This window comes from Asaccharospora irregularis DSM 2635 (assembly GCF_900129815.1).
Taxonomy (GTDB): Bacteria; Bacillota; Clostridia; order Peptostreptococcales; family Peptostreptococcaceae; genus Asaccharospora; species Asaccharospora irregularis.
The window spans coordinates 46,270-65,493 of the sequence record NZ_FQWX01000005.1 but is presented as its reverse complement, the minus strand read 5'-3'; the positions used below and the strand labels follow the sequence as shown (position 1 = coordinate 65,493).

Annotated in this window: 22 protein-coding genes and 1 pseudogene; 19 read left to right on the top strand and 4 right to left on the bottom strand. The window is 29.2% G+C overall.

Annotated elements, in window-relative coordinates; genetic code table 11:
- Positions 1-18 precede the first annotated feature (18 nt).
- The 4 genes from BUB34_RS03845 (at position 19) to BUB34_RS03830 (ending at position 3,437) form a co-directional block, all read left to right on the top strand.
- Positions 19-909: a phosphate ABC transporter substrate-binding protein gene (locus BUB34_RS03845; RefSeq protein WP_073124417.1), complete on the top strand. Its 891-nt coding sequence runs from the start codon at positions 19-21 to the stop codon at positions 907-909.
- Between the two features lie 63 nt (positions 910-972).
- Positions 973-1,845, top strand: coding sequence for a phosphate ABC transporter permease subunit PstC (gene pstC, locus BUB34_RS03840; protein ID WP_073124415.1), 873 nt, complete (start codon positions 973-975; stop codon positions 1,843-1,845).
- 6 nt (positions 1,846-1,851) lie between these two features.
- Positions 1,852-2,682 (top strand): PstA family ABC transporter permease, encoded by an 831-nt coding sequence (locus tag BUB34_RS03835; RefSeq protein WP_073124414.1) that lies wholly within the window; start codon positions 1,852-1,854, stop codon positions 2,680-2,682.
- Positions 2,682-3,437, top strand: coding sequence for a phosphate ABC transporter ATP-binding protein (locus BUB34_RS03830; protein ID WP_073124413.1), 756 nt, complete (start codon positions 2,682-2,684; stop codon positions 3,435-3,437). Before BUB34_RS03835 ends, BUB34_RS03830 begins: the two co-directional genes overlap by 1 nt.
- 102 nt (positions 3,438-3,539) lie before the next feature.
- On the opposite strand, the gene BUB34_RS03825 is transcribed toward BUB34_RS03830, so the two are convergent.
- Positions 3,540-4,127 (bottom strand): hypothetical protein, encoded by a 588-nt coding sequence (locus tag BUB34_RS03825; RefSeq protein WP_073124411.1) that lies wholly within the window; start codon positions 4,125-4,127, stop codon positions 3,540-3,542.
- 287 nt (positions 4,128-4,414) lie between these two features.
- On the opposite strand from BUB34_RS03825, the gene BUB34_RS03820 reads away from it, so the two are divergent.
- The 11 genes from BUB34_RS03820 (at position 4,415) to BUB34_RS03770 (ending at position 12,484) form a co-directional block, all read left to right on the top strand.
- Positions 4,415-4,735: a PadR family transcriptional regulator gene (locus BUB34_RS03820; protein ID WP_073124408.1), complete on the top strand. Its 321-nt coding sequence runs from the start codon at positions 4,415-4,417 to the stop codon at positions 4,733-4,735.
- A gap of 18 nt (positions 4,736-4,753) precedes the next feature.
- Positions 4,754-5,437, top strand: coding sequence for a permease prefix domain 1-containing protein (locus BUB34_RS03815; protein WP_242948821.1), 684 nt, complete (start codon positions 4,754-4,756; stop codon positions 5,435-5,437).
- A 2-nt stretch (positions 5,438-5,439) separates the two neighbouring features.
- Positions 5,440-6,315 carry a DUF4097 family beta strand repeat-containing protein gene (locus tag BUB34_RS03810; RefSeq protein WP_073124406.1) on the top strand — a complete coding sequence of 292 codons (876 nt, stop codon included), beginning with the start codon at positions 5,440-5,442 and terminating at the stop codon, positions 6,313-6,315.
- Between the two features lie 173 nt (positions 6,316-6,488).
- On the top strand, positions 6,489-7,490 hold the full coding sequence (locus BUB34_RS03805) for a DUF4003 family protein (protein ID WP_073124404.1): 1,002 nt from the start codon (positions 6,489-6,491) through the stop codon (positions 7,488-7,490).
- A gap of 57 nt (positions 7,491-7,547) precedes the next feature.
- On the top strand, positions 7,548-8,417 hold the full coding sequence (locus BUB34_RS03800; protein ID WP_084120151.1) for a DUF975 family protein: 870 nt from the start codon (positions 7,548-7,550) through the stop codon (positions 8,415-8,417).
- A gap of 248 nt (positions 8,418-8,665) precedes the next feature.
- Complete coding sequence (locus tag BUB34_RS03795; protein WP_073124402.1) at positions 8,666-8,866, top strand: cold-shock protein; 201 nt, start codon at positions 8,666-8,668, stop codon at positions 8,864-8,866.
- A 234-nt stretch (positions 8,867-9,100) separates the two neighbouring features.
- Positions 9,101-9,607, top strand: coding sequence for a CarD family transcriptional regulator (locus BUB34_RS03790; RefSeq protein ID WP_073124400.1), 507 nt, complete (start codon positions 9,101-9,103; stop codon positions 9,605-9,607).
- 284 nt (positions 9,608-9,891) lie between these two features.
- Positions 9,892-10,509 (top strand): DUF3793 family protein, encoded by a 618-nt coding sequence (locus BUB34_RS03785; RefSeq protein WP_073124398.1) that lies wholly within the window; start codon positions 9,892-9,894, stop codon positions 10,507-10,509.
- Positions 10,510-10,520: 11 nt separating this feature from the next.
- Positions 10,521-10,952 (top strand): flavodoxin, encoded by a 432-nt coding sequence (locus BUB34_RS03780; RefSeq protein ID WP_073124396.1) that lies wholly within the window; start codon positions 10,521-10,523, stop codon positions 10,950-10,952.
- A gap of 179 nt (positions 10,953-11,131) precedes the next feature.
- Positions 11,132-11,446 carry a thioredoxin gene (trxA, locus tag BUB34_RS03775; protein ID WP_073124394.1) on the top strand — a complete coding sequence of 105 codons (315 nt, stop codon included), beginning with the start codon at positions 11,132-11,134 and terminating at the stop codon, positions 11,444-11,446.
- 162 nt (positions 11,447-11,608) lie between these two features.
- Positions 11,609-12,484, top strand: a complete 876-nt coding sequence (locus BUB34_RS03770; RefSeq protein WP_073124391.1) for an FUSC family protein — start codon at positions 11,609-11,611, stop codon at positions 12,482-12,484.
- Between the two features lie 92 nt (positions 12,485-12,576).
- Here BUB34_RS03770 and BUB34_RS03765 read toward each other — a convergent pair whose 3' ends face one another.
- From BUB34_RS03765 to BUB34_RS03755, 3 genes are all read right to left on the bottom strand, one after another.
- Positions 12,577-13,311, bottom strand: a complete 735-nt coding sequence (locus BUB34_RS03765) for a YwaF family protein (protein ID WP_073124389.1) — start codon at positions 13,309-13,311, stop codon at positions 12,577-12,579.
- Between the two features lie 226 nt (positions 13,312-13,537).
- The gene (locus tag BUB34_RS03760; protein ID WP_073124387.1) at positions 13,538-14,881 is read right to left on the bottom strand and encodes an MATE family efflux transporter; all 1,344 of its coding nucleotides are present in this window, start codon (positions 14,879-14,881) and stop codon (positions 13,538-13,540) included.
- 128 nt (positions 14,882-15,009) lie between these two features.
- Positions 15,010-16,497, bottom strand: coding sequence for a protein adenylyltransferase SelO (locus tag BUB34_RS03755; protein WP_073124385.1), 1,488 nt, complete (start codon positions 16,495-16,497; stop codon positions 15,010-15,012).
- Between the two features lie 261 nt (positions 16,498-16,758).
- Here BUB34_RS03755 and BUB34_RS03750 point away from each other — a divergent pair, with 261 nt between their 5' ends.
- From BUB34_RS03750 to BUB34_RS03740, 4 genes and pseudogenes are all read left to right on the top strand, one after another.
- Positions 16,759-17,241: a glutathione peroxidase gene (locus BUB34_RS03750; RefSeq protein ID WP_073124383.1), complete on the top strand. Its 483-nt coding sequence runs from the start codon at positions 16,759-16,761 to the stop codon at positions 17,239-17,241.
- Positions 17,238-17,309, top strand: a pseudogene (locus BUB34_RS13945) (hypothetical protein); the annotation flags it as partial. The gene BUB34_RS03750 and the pseudogene BUB34_RS13945, both read left to right, overlap by 4 nt.
- 84 nt (positions 17,310-17,393) lie before the next feature.
- The gene (locus BUB34_RS13500) at positions 17,394-17,567 is read left to right on the top strand and encodes a glutathione peroxidase (RefSeq protein WP_242948820.1); all 174 of its coding nucleotides are present in this window, start codon (positions 17,394-17,396) and stop codon (positions 17,565-17,567) included.
- Between the two features lie 286 nt (positions 17,568-17,853).
- Positions 17,854-19,116, top strand: coding sequence for a hypothetical protein (locus BUB34_RS03740; RefSeq protein WP_073124381.1), 1,263 nt, complete (start codon positions 17,854-17,856; stop codon positions 19,114-19,116).
- Positions 19,117-19,224: the final 108 nt, after the last annotated feature.

Genomic DNA, 19,224 nt, shown 5'->3' with positions numbered 1-19,224 from the left:
ATAAGGGGGAAATATTGAATGAAGAAATTATCAATAATAATGGGGATTGTATTGACATCATTCTTAGTATTTGTTGGATGTAGTAGTACACAGGAAAAAACAGATGAGTTTAAAAGCCAAATAATGTTTAATGGGTCATCAACAATAGCACCTATAGTATCTAGTGTTTCAACAAAGTACATAGAAGATAACGAAACATGGAATAAAATAGATTCAAGCTTTCCAGAGGAAAATATATCAATTTATGTATCATCAGGGGGTTCAAGTGCGGGAGTAAAAAGTGTTATAGAAGGAACTTCTGATTTCGGAATGGTATCTAGAAAAGTTAAGGATGAAGAAAAAGAAAAAATAGAAAACTATCAAGAGTTTCAAATAGGATATGATGCACTTACAATATCAGTAAATAAAGAGAATCCTATATTACAAGTAAAGGATGACATAACTACAGAGGAATTAGCAAAAATATTCTCTGGAGAATATAAATACTGGAACGAAGTAGAAGCATCTTTACCAAAAGAAGAAATAGTAGTTGTTACAAGAGATATTGGTGGAGGGGCACATGAGGTATTCCAAAAAAATGTAATGGGCGATACAGAAGTAAAATCAGATGTTATACAAGCTCCATCAATGGGTGCATTAGCTACTAAGATAGTAGAAAATAAATATGCTATAGGGTATGCTTCACTAGGTATGTTAAACCAAAATAGCAACAAAATGTCTGCATTAAAAGTAGATGGGGTAGAGCCAAGTGTTGAAAAAATAAAAGACGGTTCTTATAAAATACAAAGACCTTTATTAATAGTTAAAAAAGGAGATTTAACAGCTCAAGAACAAAAGTTCATGGATGTTTTATTATCTGAAGAAGGTAAAAAAGCAGTAGAAGAAAATGGATATATAGCAGTTAAATAAACTAATATCTCAGAGGAGTTTTCTTCTCTGAGATTTTGTGTTTTTAGAAAGTGAGGTCGTGATTTGAAGCACAAGATATTAGATAAAATTTTTGAAAATAGTATAAAAATATTAACTATTTTATCAATTCTTATATTGTTTTTTGTATTTGTATTTATAGCAAAAGAAAGTTCTCCTTTATTTGAAAATATAAGTGCGAGCAGATTTGTATTAGGAAAAGGGTGGAAGCCGTTGGCGAAATCACCCACTTTAGGAATTTTTCCTGTAATATTATCAACAGTATATATATCTGTTTTATCGATAATAATATCTTTGCCTATAGGGGTAGGGTGTGCGGTATTTTTATCTTGCTTTGCTACAGAAAACACTAGAAAAATACTAAAGCCTGTATTGGATTTACTCACTGGAATACCATCTGTGATTTATGGATTTATGGGACTGCTAATAGTAGTAAAATTTTTCGAAGCGAATTTTAAAATGGCATCTGGGGAATCACTTCTGTGCGGGGCGATAGTATTATCGATAATGATAGTACCATTTATAATATCTACTTGTGATGAGTCTATGCTAAAAATAAGATTAAAATATGAAAGTTATTCATATGCTTTGGGGGTTTCTAAAGAATATATGATCAGTAAAATAATACTTAGAAATTCGTTTAGAAGTATTTTAGCTTCTGTAGTTTTAGCACTAGGGAGGGCTCTTGGGGAGACTATGGCAGTTATGATGGTTATAGGAAACAGCCCGATGATGCCAAAATTATTAGGCAAAGTCCAGACTATATCAGGTCTTATAGCACTGGAAATGGGTACAGCAGAGGTAGGCAGCTTGCATTACCATGGGTTATTCGCATCTGGATTTATTTTAATGGTTTTGATACTTATAATAAATTCTATTTTATATATAGTTAAGAAAAAATTGTTGGATTTGGAGTAATTAGGGATGAAAAAACTAAATCAATTATTAATAAGGTTTTGGGCTATATCTAGTATAGCATTAGTGTTGTCTATAATAGTTTTTATATTTGCTTTTATATTTATAAATGGAGGAAAATCTATTTCTACAGAATTTATTTTATCTACTCCAAGTGGAATGCCTATAGGTGTAGATGGAGGAGTTTTTCCAGCTATAATAGGGAGTATCTACCTTTTTATTATAGCTAGTATATTTGCATCTATACTGGCATTATCAACTTCTATTTATTTGGTATTCTATTGTAGAAGCTCTAAAGTTGATGCAATAATTCATCTAGTAATAGAGTGTACGGCAGGGATACCTTCAATAGTTTTAGGACTTTTTGGTTACTCATTGCTAGTTTTAAAATTTAATCTAGGAAAGTCGACACTAGTAGGAGGAATAGTTCTTGCGATTATGATTTTCCCATTTATAGCAGTCAGGGTGGAAAAATCATTGAGAGAAATATCTAAAGAAGTTGTATATTCATCTTACGCACTTGGAGTTTCAAAAACATATACTATATTTAAGGTAGTTCTTCCAAGTTGCAAAAGAGATATAATACCAGCTATATGCCAAGGAGGATGTTTTGCTATGGGGGCTGTGGCACCAGTTATGTTTACATCAGCAGTTTTAGTATCACCAGTCCCAAAAACTGTAATGGAGCCATCTATGTCGTTGGCATATCATTTATATATTTTAATAAATGAGGGAATATCTGTAGAAAATGCCTATAAAACAGCTTTTTTACTTATGATAATCATATTAGGTATAAACTTTGTAGCCACAATTTATGCTTTTAGGAGGAGAAAATATTAATGGATGTTGGATCAAAATCAGAAAATATACTAGAAATTAAAAACTTGAATGTATCTTATGGAGATAAGAAAATACTAAATAATATTTCTTTGAATATAAAGAAAAACACCATAACATCAATTGTCGGTCCTTCTGGGTGTGGAAAATCAACTTTATTAAAATCTATAAATGCCATGTTAAAAGAAGAGGAAGATGCTAAGGTAGAAGGGGATATATTATTTAATGGTATAAATATAAACAATATGGATTTAGATGAGGTTAGAAAAAATATAGGTATAGTATTCCAATCGCCAGCACCATTTCCACTTTCTATAATAAAGAATATGACTTACGCTCTAAAGTATCATGGCATCAAGGATAAAAATACTTTAGAAAAGAAGGTTGTGGATACACTTGAAATTTGTGGTTTATATGATGAGGTGCAAAGTGATTTAAACAAGTCAGCTCTTAGATTATCGGGGGGGCAACAGCAAAGATTATGTATAGCTAGGGCTTTGACAATAAATCCTAAGGTACTTCTTTTGGACGAACCCTGCTCAGCTCTTGATGTCAAAAACACTGAAAAGATAGAAAATCTTCTTATGAGATTAAGCAGTGAATATACTATTGTCATAGTTACACATAATTTATCTCAAGCTAAAAAAATTTCCAAATATTGTGCATTTATGATGGAAGGCGAGATTATTGAGTATGGAGAAGATATATTCTCTAACCCGCTTGATAACAGAACTTTAGAATATCTAAGAGGATGTTAGAAAAAATAAATTAAGTTAGGTTGTATAAAGGCTATATTTAACTAGAGGTGTATAGAAAAAAACTATATATGCATAGTTACTTATAGTCTTTAACTATTTTACTTAGTATTGTTTCATTAACGCAGGTAATATCCACCATGGGAAATTAGGTGTGTTTTTGCTGGTAATACAATCTACATCAAGTATAACTCGTTCATCCAGTACTATATACTCTGGAGGTTGGTTAGCCCTTATTCTGTAGCCTTTTATAAGTTTGTTTCTTCTATCTACAGAAGTAGCTAAAAAAGGAAAAGATATTTTTTGGATACATTTCCCCTTTTCAATTTTGTTGCATACAGTCATTCTTACTAGGCCATCACAATAATTTATTGTATCGTATATGGACATAGTATCCTCAGGTTCTAAATCAGAAATACACTCTATACTATAAATTGAACTAGATTTCAAAATAATATCTTCAACTGGTTTATTATTTCTTATTATAGTACCCTCAATAAAGTTACAGTTTTGGTGCATTTTTTTTATTTGTATAGTTACACTCCTAGTATTTATACATTCATTGTCAATTTCTAATGAACAGTAAGTTATATTGATTTTTTTGCTATTACATTTTTTTATGGCGTTATAAACATCTGATGAATCGATAAACTTTGAATTTACTCTAACCCTATTTTCTGTATTAAAACTCAATGGTATACCCCCTAAAATTTTGGTTTATATAACTTTTCTATAACATATTAACTAAGCAGTGAATACAAGAATAGATATATACTTATAATATTCGCAAAAAAATAATCCGTTCTAAAAAATAACGTATTCTAAAAATAGAATACATACATTTTTATTTTATATACCTTTACAGGTGAGGTATATTAAAATGATATATAATTAAAGAGATAAAGCATATAAAATAATTAAGTATAATTTTAAAAGTAAATATAATTTTATGGTATGTACTTAAAAAGGAGGAGCAGCATATGTCAATTACTTCTGATTTGATAAGAGGACATACAGAGACTATTATTTTGGCTCATTTAATGGAAGGCGATAGTTACGGATACGAAATAAATAAAGCCATAAAACAAAAAACCAATAATGAATATGAGTTAAAAGAAGCAACATTATACTCTGCATTTAGAAGATTAGAACAAGGGGAGATGATAACATCCTATTGGGGAAGTGAAAATAAAGGTGCTAGAAGGAGATACTATTCTATTACAGAGTTGGGAAAAATAGTGTATGAAAAAAATAAAAAAGATTGGGAAGAATCTAAGAAATTAATAGATACTTTAATCTAAAGTAAGGGAGAGAGTAAAATGGATAGAGATAAGCTATTAAAAAGGGAATTATCAGAGGAATATAAAGAAATGCATAATAAAATAGAAGCATATGTAAAAAAGCTATTTGAGAATGCGCCTAAAACAAGTAAAACAAAAGAATTAAAGGAAGAAATAATAGCTAATTTAATTGAAAAGTACAATGACCTTATAGATGGGGGAATGCATAGTGATTATGCGTACAATCAGGTAATAGCAAATATAGGAAATATAGATGATCTTATTGATTATGATGATGAATATAGAGAGGAAGAAAAACGTCAAAGAATAAAGTCTGCAAAAATAACTGCAATAGCAGTGATGATATATATAATTAGTCCTGTGTGTGTTTTAACTATTCAAAACGAAGTAGGTGTAATACTATTATTAATACTTGTGGCATTAGCTACAGGGTTATTAGTTTATAATTATATGTCAAAACCAAAGTATATAGGGGAAGATAGTTCTATGGTCGAGGAGTTTAAGGAATGGAAAAGTGAAAGTCAGAATAAACATAGGGCTAGAAAATCTCTTATTTCTGCAATGTGGTCTATAACAGTAGCACTATATTTTGTGGTAAGCTTTTTGTTTGGAGCATGGGCATTTTCGTGGGTAATATTTTTGATAGGATCAGCTATTGAACAAATTATAAAGGCATATTTTGATCTAAAGGAGGATAACTAGGCATGGGTAGAAAACAGATCAAGCTTAGAATTTTACTTTGGTCACTTATAGCGCTAGCACTTACAGGGATGTTAATAAACCTTATTTTAAATAGAGATAGCCAGATAAACTTATTTAGTGGAAATATAATAAATAGAAGTGCTAAATCAGTAGATGAACATAGTGTAAATATTGAAGGCACAGACAAGATTAAATTCAATTTGTATTCTAGCGATGTAATAATAAAAGAAAGCGATGACGATAAATTGAAAATAATAGAAAGTTCTAATAAACAATCGAAGGAGTATGATTCAATAAAAATATACCAAAAAGGTAATGAGGTAGAAGTATACTCAGCTTTAACACAAAAGAGAAATTTGATCTCTAAAATCAAAAACCTAACAAAAACCACAGAAATATATCTGCCTAAAAATTTCAACTCAGATTTAGAAATAAAATCTAATGTGGGTGACTTAAAAATATATTCAGATTTAAAGGTTGATGAACTTATATTGAATATGAAGGTAGGAGATATAGAAATAGACAACATAATGGCAAGTAGATATGATATAAATGGATCTGTAGGGGATATAAATATAGACAGATTATCAGGAAGTGGAAATGTAAAATCTTCTGTAGGAGATATAGAATGCGGTCTAGAAAATCCAAGTGGCACAATAAATATAAAGGGAAAAACAGGAGATGTAGATGTAGAATTATTAGATGATAGTGGATATAATTTGATTACAAGATGGTCGGTAGGAGAGTTTGAATGCAATGTAGACATTTATAATACAGATAAAGACGGTAGTAGTATAAAAGGTAGTATAGGAGAAGAGCCTTATTGCAATTTGAACATATCAAACAATGTAGGAGATATAACTTTAAAACAGAGATAGAAAATTATGAAACTATACTGTAATTAATTGTTCAGTATAGTTTTATTTATTTCAAAGTAGTTACAATAATAGTCTTTTTATATATAAAATAATGATTTATGATAAACTTTAAATAATATATGAGCTAAAAAAAAGTACTACAAATTTAGTTGTTTAAGGGGGATTAAAATATTATGTGGCAGTATAATATAAAAAATAAACTAGATTTATTTATAAAAAATCATGAAAAAATAAAAGAAGTAAAAGGATCGTGGCAAATGGGGATGATGCAATATAGTTGTATTTTATCATCCACTATAAAAAATCAGAATATAAATCCAATTAGGGTAGAAGAAGGTATAAATATTATAAAAGAAAGCACAGGTATGTTTTCAAATTTTAGAGGATATAGTTTATTTTACGTGGCAAATCTATTATCGTATAAGCCTGAAATGAGAAGATCATTTAAAGTAATATTAGATACATATGAAAAGTTAAAAAAAGATAAATTTTTCAATGATGCATATTTGCCATTTTTAGCTATTATAATTTATGAGAATAGAGATAAGATGGATATAGATACAGCCATTGATAGGACAAAGTATGTATATGATTTTATGAAAAAACACCACCCATTCCTAACATCTAGTGATGATTATTGTAGGTCAGCACTTATCGCTATAAATTCAAAAAATTTAGAAGATGACTTGAAGTATATGGAAGAAAGTTACGAAGCACTAAATTCAAAAGGATTTTATAAATCTAATGATCTCCAATCACTATCACATATAATGGTGTTTAATGAAAATAAAAACGAAGAGAGTCTAGATAGAGTAGTAAAAATTAAAAAGCTATTGGAGTCAAAAGGATGCAAGATAGATGGGTATGGTTACCCTTTGATAGGAGCGATATCTTTATTAGATTGTGATGAAAATCAATTAGTAGAACAAATAAAGAACGTATCAGATAAATTAAAAGAAGTAAAAGGTTTTGGTAATTGGGCTTTAGGCAAAAACAATAGAAATATGATAAGTGCTGTTATTGTGGCATCTTCATATGTTGATTACTTTAGCCAAGAAACTAATATAGATACGATAAGCAACAATATATTCTTGGAGATCATTATAGCCATTGATATTGCAATGATGTTAGTTATTATGTCGGCATCTACTGCAAGTGCGACATATATTAATTAGGTAATGTAGTGATTAGTTTATTTTAAAAATATACAAATTAATAAAGAGGTGATCAATGTGTGGAGTAGAGCACAGTTAAAGGAAAATGGAAAACGAAGTTTTAAGAGAGTTTATACTAGCTCAGTCATAGTTTGTCTTATAGTATCATTGTTAGGTTTTATTTTAGATGGAGGGAAGAACCCTTCAGGTAGTGTGAGTAATATAAATCAACAAAATTATAATGTTACAGAAAATATTTCTCCAGAAGATACTAACGGAACAAAGGAAATACTTAATAACTATGTAGAAAAAAATACCCTTGCTGGAAGAATGGGTAGTATACTTAATAAATTAAGTGATAGCCCAAAGGCTTCTATATTTGAACTTGCAGGGTCAGCCGCTTTATCTTCTATAGTTCTAGCTATAGTGATTATAGCGATTATAATACGTGTTATTATACTTAACCCTATTGAAGTTGGTAAAAATAATTTTTTTATGGGTATTAGAGAATCAGACCGAAGTGTATCTGATATTTTATTTGTATTTAAGGATCAAAATTGGATTAAGACGTCAGTTACAATGTTTTTCATGAACTTATTCACGTGGCTGTGGACGTTGTTACTAATCATACCTGGGATAGTGAAGTCGTATGAATATAAAATGATTCCATATATACTGGCTGAAAATACAGACATAGACAGACATCGTGCATTTGAAATAAGTAAGAATATGATGCAAGGACAAAAATTTGATACTTTTGTACTAGACTTGTCTTTTATAGGATGGCAATTTTTATCTGGTATTACCTGGGGCATTGCAGGTATTTTATATGTAAATCCTTATGTTGAAGCTACTACAGCTGAATTATATGCAGTTTTACGTGAAGATGCACTAAGGAGAGGGATTGTTAGTTTAGATGAACTTCCTGGATTCTCAAATAAAAACTAATAGAAAGATTGTTTGAAAATTATACTCAAAAATACTTTTGCCTAATTAAAGGTGGGAGTATTTTTATTTGTGTAGAATTAGCTATAATTATTAAGCAATAATAGAAAGAATGATAGCAAATATTATAGACTTTTTAATATATATTAATTATATAGTAGATATTATTATTAATATGTGTTATAATAAATATTGTAGCAATACAAATGAGATCAAGAATATCTTGATAGAGGTTTAATAGGAGAAGTTATATGAATAACGGAATAGTAAAATGGTTTAATAATGACAAAGGTTTTGGATTTATATCAGTAGAAGGTGGAGATGATGTTTTTGCTCATTTCTCAGCTATACAAACTGATGGATTTAAGTCATTAGAAGAAGGTCAAAGAGTAAGCTTTAATATAGTTAAAGGTGCTAGAGGTCCTCAAGCAGAAAACATAACTATATTATAATATATATGGTTTGTAAAGATCCTTTTAAGGGTCTTTTTTTGTATCTAGTGTAACCCTATATATAAATGTAGTCAATTTTACTAATAAATAGAATGAAATTTAGCTTTATATCAATAAATTTAGCTTTATATCAATATATACTAAAGTTTTAGAAATATAAATCTAATTTAATTAGATTGGATTCTATTTTCAGATATAAAAATAAATATAAAGGAAGATAGGAGATGGATAATTATGTACAAAATTGGAGAACTTATCATTTACGGTAATGAGGGGGTATGCAAGGTAGAGGACATAGGGGTACCTGATATATCAGGTATCAATAAAAACAAGAAGTATTACACATTAAAACCTGTATATGAAAATAGCAAGATATTTGTACCGACGAATACAAATATATTTATGAGGAAAGTCAAAACATATGAGGAAATACAAAAATTAATTAAATCTATTCCTTCAATAGAGGAAGTAGAATGTGACGAAAAAAACGCTAAGTCATTAGAAGCTCATTACAAAAAATTACTTGAAACTCATGAATGTATAGACTTGCTAACTATAATTACAGGGGTTTATGAAAAAAAAGAAACTGCAATGAAAAATGGTAAAAAACTTAGTCAGGTAGATATTAGGTTTATGAAAATAGCAAAGAGTTTAATCGATGAAGAATTCTCAGTTGTTTTAGGAATACTTCGAGAAGAGGTACAACCATATATAAATGAAAAAGTAAAAATGTATTCTTAGAAGATTTAAGTTATATACTTTTAAATAGTGTGGGATGTTGCTAGTGATAGAATTTAGTCACTAGCAACATCCCTATTATTTTTGTAATAAAACTTATTTTGGGTTAGATAATCTACGTCTCCACCCTAAATTAAAAAAATAAAACAAGAATGATAATTAAAATCATTTACAAATAAATATCGATGTGATATATTATAAATATAATCAAGAGTGAGCTACTTAATTAAAATGAAATTATATTTTTAAACTTGAGTTAGCTTCAACTAACTGGGAAGGAGAATACTATGAGCCAAGAGGTGTTTAATATTTTTAAACCTATGGATAGAAAAGATTTAAAGTCTCAACTAGCACTTCAGTGTGCACCACTACTTACAGGAATAAAAATTTCAAATCTTTTAATTGTACACAATGACAAAATAAATCATGTAATAGAAACATTTAAAGGCACACAAATTTCAACGCATATTATTTGCAAGAGGGATAAAAAGACAACCTTTTTGCTTTATATAAAGGATGAGTTATTATCTTATTTAAATTCTAATAAAATAGAAGAAATTATGAACTCACTTGGTTATAGTTCGCTAGAGTTTGATTATATACTTGAGGAATTTTCAAAAAGATATAGTAAGTATATGATTGAAAAAAAGGTTTTTCCTCATGAGATTGGATTTCTTCTTGGTTACCCAATAGACGATGTTATTGGGTTTATAGAAAATGATGGTAAAAATTCAATATACACAGGATATTGGAAGGTATACAGTAATCTATCAGAGAAGATAAGTCTTTTTGATAAGTACAACAAGGCTAAAGATGTTGTAATTGGAATGGTGGTGAAAGGAATGAGTATCCAAAGCATTTTAGATATTCATTACTCAAATAAATTTAATAAAATAGCAATTTAGGAGGGGTTAAAATGAGTAAAGTTATTGTAGCATATTGGTCACAAACAGGAAACACTGAAGCTATGGCAGATGCTATTGCCAAAGGTATTGAGGAGGCTGGAAAGCAACCAGAAGTGCTTGAAGTTTCGAAGGTATCGTTTGAAGATTTAAAGGAGGCGACAGGTTTTGCAATGGGATGCCCTTCTATGGGGGTAGAAGAACTAGAGGAAAGTGAAATGGAACCTTTTGTCCAGGAGGTAGAAAAATTTGTATCTGGCAAAAATATTGCTCTATTTGGCTCATATGGATGGGGAGATGGAGAATGGATGCGAAACTGGGAAGAAAGAATGACAAGTGCAGGAGCTAATCTTGTTGATGGCAAAGGATTAATTTGCCAAGAAGCACCTGATGATACTGTTTTAGATGAATTAAAAAAACTTGGAAAAAAACTAGCAAGTATTTAGATAGAATAAGTCACTACATCAAAAAGTAGTGACTTATTTTTTAATTACAACGAAATTATATTTATTTTGAAAAAAATTAGGTTATGTGACCTTGTCACAGAATAAAAAAATAGATTATTGTAAAATATAAATATATCAGATAGATAACTGATTAATAAGAATGTATGGAGGGAATAAGGATGGTACAAATACTTAATGATAATAGTTTCAATGAAGAAATAAATAAAGAGGGAGTTATAGTAGTTGATTTCTTTGCAAGTTGGTGTGGACCTTGTAAAATGTTAGCACCGGTATTTGAGGATTTAAGCAATGAGATGGGTGACAATGCAAACTTCTTTAAGGTAGACATAGACCAAAGTTTAGAATTAGCTAGAACTTATGGCATAAATACAGTTCCAACTATGTTGGTATTCAAAAATGGAGAAGTTGTAGATAAAATGGTAGGATTCATGCCTAAAGAAAGCTTAAGATCTAAAATAAGCGAACAATTATAATTAGTATAAAGTTGACATAGATTAAATACTAAAACAAAAGTGAGCTGTTGCAATTATTGCACAGCTCACTTTTGTTTTTTATAATTTTAGTTATCAATAAAAATATGAATATAACTAAAATTATGATATATTTATATATAATCAGTATTAGGAGGTGGTATTTTGAAGCTTCGTAGGCCCGGAATGAGAAACATAAAAACTGGGATAGGGGTATTGATTTGTGTTTTAATAGGGTATTTAAATATACTAGACAAAACGTTCTATGCAGCAATAGCCTGTGTAGTTTGTATGCAAGCAACAGTTAAGGGTTCATTGACAGTAGGGCTGAATAGATTAAAGGGTACGTTGATTGGTGGGGTAATAGGTTTTCTGTTTGCTCTTATACGTCCCGGTGATCCTTTATTATCATGTATAGGAATAATAATAACTATATACACCTGCAATACTTTGAATATAAATAAGTCAATAACAATAGCTTGCGTAGTATACTGTGCAATACACTTAGGTATAGGCACGGCAGATCCTGTCTACTATTCCATTCATAGGATAATAGACACTTCGATAGGAGTTATAGTGGGTGTGGGTGTTAATTACCTTATTTACAGACCAAATTATCTACATGAGATATATAATGAAATCAAAGTAATAGAAAATACATCGATAAAAATACTAAAAAGTGAAATAGAAAGAGGCATACCTATAGACATAGCATATCTTAAGGGGGAAATCACTAAGTTGGAGGCATTATATAAAAATTTTTTAGATGAACTTCAGTATAGCAATGATGAGATAGATAATAAGGAAATAAATAGAACAATAAAGATATGTAAGCAAATATATATGCATTTGCAGGTTCTAGAACACATGAAGGATAAGTGTTATTTGAACAAAGAAAATTATGTTAAATCCAAGGATTTGTACAACGAACTGGCTAATGATATAGAGATAAAAGATGATATAAGCCCAGTATACAATTATCATATAAGTATGATAATAGAGAATATTAATGAACTTCAAGATATTGAGAAGAGTCTATAGTATTGAAATTATGGATCATAAGATAAAAAACTCCTTTATGGTATATTTTAATATTTCTATAAAGGAGTTTTGCTATAAATAATTGAAATACGTTAATCTAAAGTAGCTAATGATATTTGGTTTTGCGATTTTACTTTATTATTAAATTTTACAACAGTATACTCTATACTTATTAATATGTTAAATAGCATGATTACTATTAAAGCATAGATAGAGTGATTTAATCCCCTTCCAATTGAAATAGGTGAGGCAGCCATATATGCATAGTTTGATTTAAGAATTTTATTTAATATTAACATAGAAAAATGGTAAACATTAATAAATGTCAACGACTTCTTAAAGTCTAATTCAGTCATACCTACACTTTTTATAAATAGCAAATAAACAGATCCCCATAGTAAAAATAAATGACCTATAAAAAAGGAAAACTGAGTTATGTGTGGGAAAGAAAATGGATCCAAAACTGGGAACAATAGTGCAAGTATTGATCCGAATATACCCAAATATGATCCTATTTTCATGATTTTTTCTTTGTTTAAAATTAACCCTAAAGCTATAAATATGATTGCTACTCTACAATGATAAAAAGGTAATCCTTCTTTTAGCAAGTTATAATTGCTTGTAAAATACCATACATATAAAGATACTTGTTGTAGAACTAAAATATAACCCATAAACAATTCTAATTTTCTATTCTCAGATTTATTTCTAAACATAATGAAAATACCAAGTAAGGCTATAAATAATATAAACAAATGTATCCTACCAAACACAATAAAATTATTTATGTCTGGATTACCTCTAAAAAAATAATATATATTTTCCATATAAGTCTCCTTTAATTTACGATTTTTAAATTTGAAACATTCTTCCAAAGTTTAATACTGTGACTATATTTATTATAAACAAATATCATCATAAATCAACAAAAAAAACATCTTGACACATATTTTGATCACGTACTTAAGAGTTACTGTTATGTTTTATATAGAAAAATATAAAAACAGCCTTGCCAAATAATAAAATTGGAAGACTGTTCTTATATCAAATTATTTAGTTAAGATTGTTAATAAGATCATCTTTTTTCTTATGGTAAAGCCATAGTCCAAATACATCAGCTAATGCCCAGCCGATAGGAACAGAATACCAAATTCCATTCATATTTAAAGCAGGTATAGATGATAGTGTATATGCTAGAGCGACCCTACTCCCAAGAGAAATTACGGTTAATATAATTGACATCATAGATTTACCTAGTCCTCGATATAGTCCATATAATAGGAAAAGAATACCGATTCCAACATAGAATAAACCTTCTATGTGTAAGTACTGTATACCTATATTGATAATTTCAATTTCTTCTGCCTTTACAAACATCAACATTAAAGGTTTTGCAAAGACATAAACACATGCTGAAGAGAGAAGACAAAACAGTACTGAGATTTTCATGGCTATTTTGAAGCCAGCGTCTATTCTATCTGATTTTTTGGCACCGTAATTTTGGGCTACAAAGGTTGAAAATGCATTTCCAAAATCTTGGGCTGGCATATATGCAAATGCATCAATTTTTACAACTGCTGCAAAAGCGGCGCTTGCTGCAAATCCAAAGCTATTTACGAGTCCTTGTACCATTAAAATTCCAAGGTTCATAATAGATTGTTGAATTGCTGTTAATATAGAGTTATTTACTATAAGATTTAATAGTGTTTTGCTGTAATACATATGTTTTTTGCTTGGAAATAGCTGTTTTATTTTAAAGAAAGAGTACAAGGTAATACTTAGAGCAGATATTATCTGTGAGATTACAGTTGCCCAAGCTGCACCTGAAACTCCCATATCAAAATACACAATAAATACAATATCTAAGATAATATTAGTTATAGCTGATAGAGCGAGGAAAATAAGTGGAACAATAGTATTTCCTATACTTCTGAGTATTGATGCTAAAAAATTATAGATATATACAAATGTGATACCGATAAAAATAACTTTGAGATATTCTCTAGTAAATTCGACTGCTTTGTCAGGAATATTAAGCCAGATTATAAATTTTTCTAATAGTAAAAAAGATATTAAATTTATTGCTATTGAAACAAAAAGTATAAATAAAAAAGAATTAAAAATACTTGTTTTCATATCGTCTATCTTTTTTGCTCCATAAAGCTGAGAAAAAACAACACTGCTTCCCATACATAGACCTAGAATTATCGAAGTTAGAAGCACCATAAGTGCATAAGAAGAACCAACAGCAGAGAGAGCTGTAGCACCTATTGTTTTTCCTACAATCAAAGTATCAGCAACATTATACAATTGTTGAAGCATATTTCCTAAAATCATTGGTAAACTAAAAATTATTAAAGATTCCCCTATTTTTCCATCTATTAAGTTCTTCCCCATATTGTCTGTTTTACACCCCGAATATAAAATTTAATCTCCAATACTTTTATAGAGTAGAGGAGATTATCTTTATATTCTATCATATTTTAATTTATATTAAAGGGTTATATAGCTTTATAAAATTTATATTATGTTCCACAATAAGTTTTGTAATTGCAGTCAGAATTCTTAGGTGGCATAGAGTATTTTTGATCACCATATGGATAATCATAAGGTCTTGAAACCGCATCGATTAAGTTTATTAAAGGGGTAAAATCATTTTTATCAGCTGAATCAAGGGCTTCCTCAACTAAATGATTCCTTGGTATTACTACAGGATTAGATTTTTTCATTAAATCACGTGCTTTTTCTTTTGATTCAGGCTGTCTTTTTAATCTCTCTAGCCAAAGTTTGTGCCAATTTTTATACTCTATACTGTTGAACATATCTGAGTTTTTATCTTTGTCAAAAGTTAATGAACTAAAGGTATTGGTATAGTCTTGGTTATATTTTTCCATCATACTAAGTAAATCTTCTATAAGGGCTTTATCTTGTAACTCCTCATTGAATATTCCTAGTTTTGATCTCATTTTTGATATCCAACTAGAATAATATATTTCTGAGAAATTAGAAACAGAATCTTGAGCTATTTTTATTATATCCTTTTGGTCGCTATAGGCTAAATTTTCTTGTATTAATGGAAGCAAAGTTTCAGCAAATCTACATAAATTCCATTCAGCCATTACAGGCTGATTTTCATATGAGTAGCGTCCATTAATATCTATTGAGCTAAATACTGTGTCTGGTTTGTAAGTGTTCATAAATGCACAAGGTCCATAGTCTATAGTCTCTGCACTAATAGTCATATTATCAGTATTCATAACACCGTGTATAAATCCGACTGCTTGCCACATAGCTACTAGGTTTGCGTGTGCTTTTACCACTTCATTTAGTAGATTAATATATTTGTTAGAATCATCTTTTATATATGGAAAATGCCTTTTTATTGAATAATCAGCAAGTTGTTTTAGCTGTTCAGTGTTACCCCATTGAGCCACATATTGAAATGTACCAAATCTGATATGGCTAGAAGCTACACGTGTTAGTATTGCTCCTTGTTTTAAATTTTCACGAATCACAGTTTCTCCGGTTTTGATTACTGCCAGGCTACGTGTTGTAGGTATGCCAAGGGCATTCATAGCCTCGCTTATTATATATTCTCTAAGCATAGGGCCGAGTACTGCTCTACCATCTCCACCGCGTGAATAAGGAGTCCTTCCAGATCCTTTAAGTTGTATATCAAATCTCTCCCCCGAAGGAGCTAGTTGTTCACCTATCAATAAAGCTCTGCCATCACCAAGCATTGTGAAGTGGCCAAATTGATGGCCTGCATAAGCTTGAGCTATGAATGCTCCACCTTCTATAGTCTTGTTTCCAGAAAGTATAGATATCCCATCAGTACTTTTAAGTTCATCGGAATTTAGTCCTAATGATTTTGCTAGTTTATCATTGAAAATAACTAGTTCTGGTGATTTTACTTTATTTAAATTAATTTTGCTAAAAAATATTTCAGGTAAATTAAGATAGCTGTTATCTAAATTCCAGCCCATTTTAACAAAGTCTTTTTTATTAGTCATTTTTTCTCCTTTTAAATTTAATATATTTTAATATATAAATGTATTTTTTATAGTTCTAGGGAATTATATTCCTTTAAACTTAGTATACCCAGGGAACCATTTTGAATAACTTTTCTTTAAATAAAAATAAATATTATGTAAATTTTTTACATTTATTTATGATTTTTGTTTTCTAAACATTATTATGGGTAAATATTAAATACAGGAAAATCGGGGAATAAATAATAAAAATTTAATAGAAATAGAGAGGGTAACGTAAATATGAACTTTTATGATTTCGAGGCAGTAAAAATGAACAAACAACTAGTAAGCATGGATGAGTATAAAGGAAAAGTAGTTTTGGTTGTCAATACTGCTAGTAAATGTGGTCTAACTCCTCAGTTTAAGGATTTAGAAGCTTTGTACAAAGAGTACAAAGAAAAAGGTTTTGAAATTTTAGGTTTCCCATGCAATCAGTTTGCTAATCAGGATTCTGGTAGCAATGATGAAATAAATAGTTTTTGCCAAATAAATTATGGCGTTACATTTAATATGTTTGAGAAAATAGATGTAAATGGCAGTAATGCCCATCCATTATACAATTACTTAAAAGAGCAAACAAAATCAATATTAGGTAAAGAAATAAAGTGGAATTTCACAAAGTTTTTAATAGATTCTGAAGGAAATGTAGTTAAAAGATACGCACCTACAGTGTCACCTCTAAAAATAAAGAAAGATATAGAAAAACTGCTTAAAAATCAATAAATGTAAAATACAAATTATCTAACTTCTGTAAATTAAAATATGGAACAAGTTTTAAAACATTTGGGAAAATAGATGTAAATGGCGAAAGTGCACATGAATTATATAAGTTCTTAAAAAAAGAAGCTCCTAGTGCTACAGAGGATAAATCATCAATGGAATTTTATGATAAACTTTCAAAGCTGGGATTTGAAACTAGCAACGATGATATAAAATGGAACTTTACTAAATTTTTAGTTGATAAAGATGGAAATGTTGTAGCTAGATTTGCTCCAACTGAAGAACCTGAAAAAATAGAAGCGAAGATAGAAGAGTTACTTAAAAAATAAATAATTAAATGGCTATATTTTAAAATAGATATATAAAGCTATATAAAATGTCCTGTATTATAGATGATTTTACTAACTGTCTAGTGTATAGGGCATTTTTTATGTATTAGGAAACTATAATTACTCTTAAACTTTAAACAACTTATAAAATTTAGAAATTTCAATATACTGAGAATTCCTCTATTATATATACTTAAAGAAATGGCTAAAAGAAGCGATAAATAGTATATAGGACAATATAAATAAACTTAGGTTTAACAAAATTTTATATAAGGGGAATGAATAAATGATTAATAATATAAATAATAATTCATACAATAAAGACACTTACTCAAAGCTTGATGTGAAGCCAATTGATGTAACATTACATACAGAAAATGATCTATTACCTGAGGCTAATATAAAAGATTCACCAAAAGAAGAACAGGGCAAATTAAATAAAGTCCAAAGCGAGGAAGTCCCAAGTTTTTTAAAAAAAATTAAGGAAGAAATGCAAGATGCTGAATTAATAGCTATAAAAATGGTTAAGGGTGAGAAAATCACTAGAGAAGAATTACGTTTGATAAATACTAGATATCCTGATATAAAAAAGACGGCAGAGCAATCTATTAAAGAATATACTGATCTAAAGGAAGTACTTAAAAATTGCAACACAGAAGAAGAAATGCAACAGGTTATATCTAGTGCTATTAAAAATATAAAGTCAATGTTAAGTAGAGGGTCCATTTCTGATATCCAAGCTAAAATAAAGATTTCAGCTGTAGAAGAGGCTCTAAAATCTTCGAAAAAATTTCAATCTGAATTAAAAAAAGCAGAAGTTATAGCAATAAAAATAGTAAAAGGGAGTAAGCCAACTGCTGATGAATTACGTTTTATAAATGAAAAATATCCTGATATAAAAAGCGTGGCAGAGAAGGTAGAATCTGAGCAGATATATTTAAAGGAAGAACTAAAGGGATGCAAGACAGATAATGAGAGACAAAAATTAATATCAAATGCTATAAGAGATGTAGAAGATAAATCTAAGGCAGGCTTGATTTCTAAGACGGAGGCCAAAATAAAAATGTCGGCCATGGAAGAGGTTATAAAACTTTCAAAAAATATTAAAAAAGAAGAACACAGATCAGACCTTATAGCTACAAAGATACTTAAGGGAGATAAATTAACAAAAAATGAGTTACGTTTTATAAACGAAAAATACCCAGATATAAAAAAAATTGCACAGAAGTCTATAGATCATTATAGAGATTTAAGAGAAGAGATAATTAATTGCAAAACATCAAAGGATAGACAACAGGTTTTATCTAATGTAATTGAAGATTTAGAATATAAATTTAAAAAGGGGATAGTATCTCAATCAGAACTTAAAATAGCTATGATTATAATTGAAGAGTTAAAAAAAGATGATGAAAGAATTAATAATAATCAGAAAGACCCAAAACTTATATTAAACCCATATGCATACTTAAATTCAGGATCGTTCCTAGAAAAGTTAATAGCTATAGTCATAATTTTAGTAGCAGTAAATATTTTCTTGAGGTTTTTATAATAGTGAAAAATTATATTTATTTAAAAACCTATTATAAGGGTATACTTTAATATGATACAAGAAAATATATATTAAAGTATAGGTATTTTAGCGACTTACTCTCTAAAG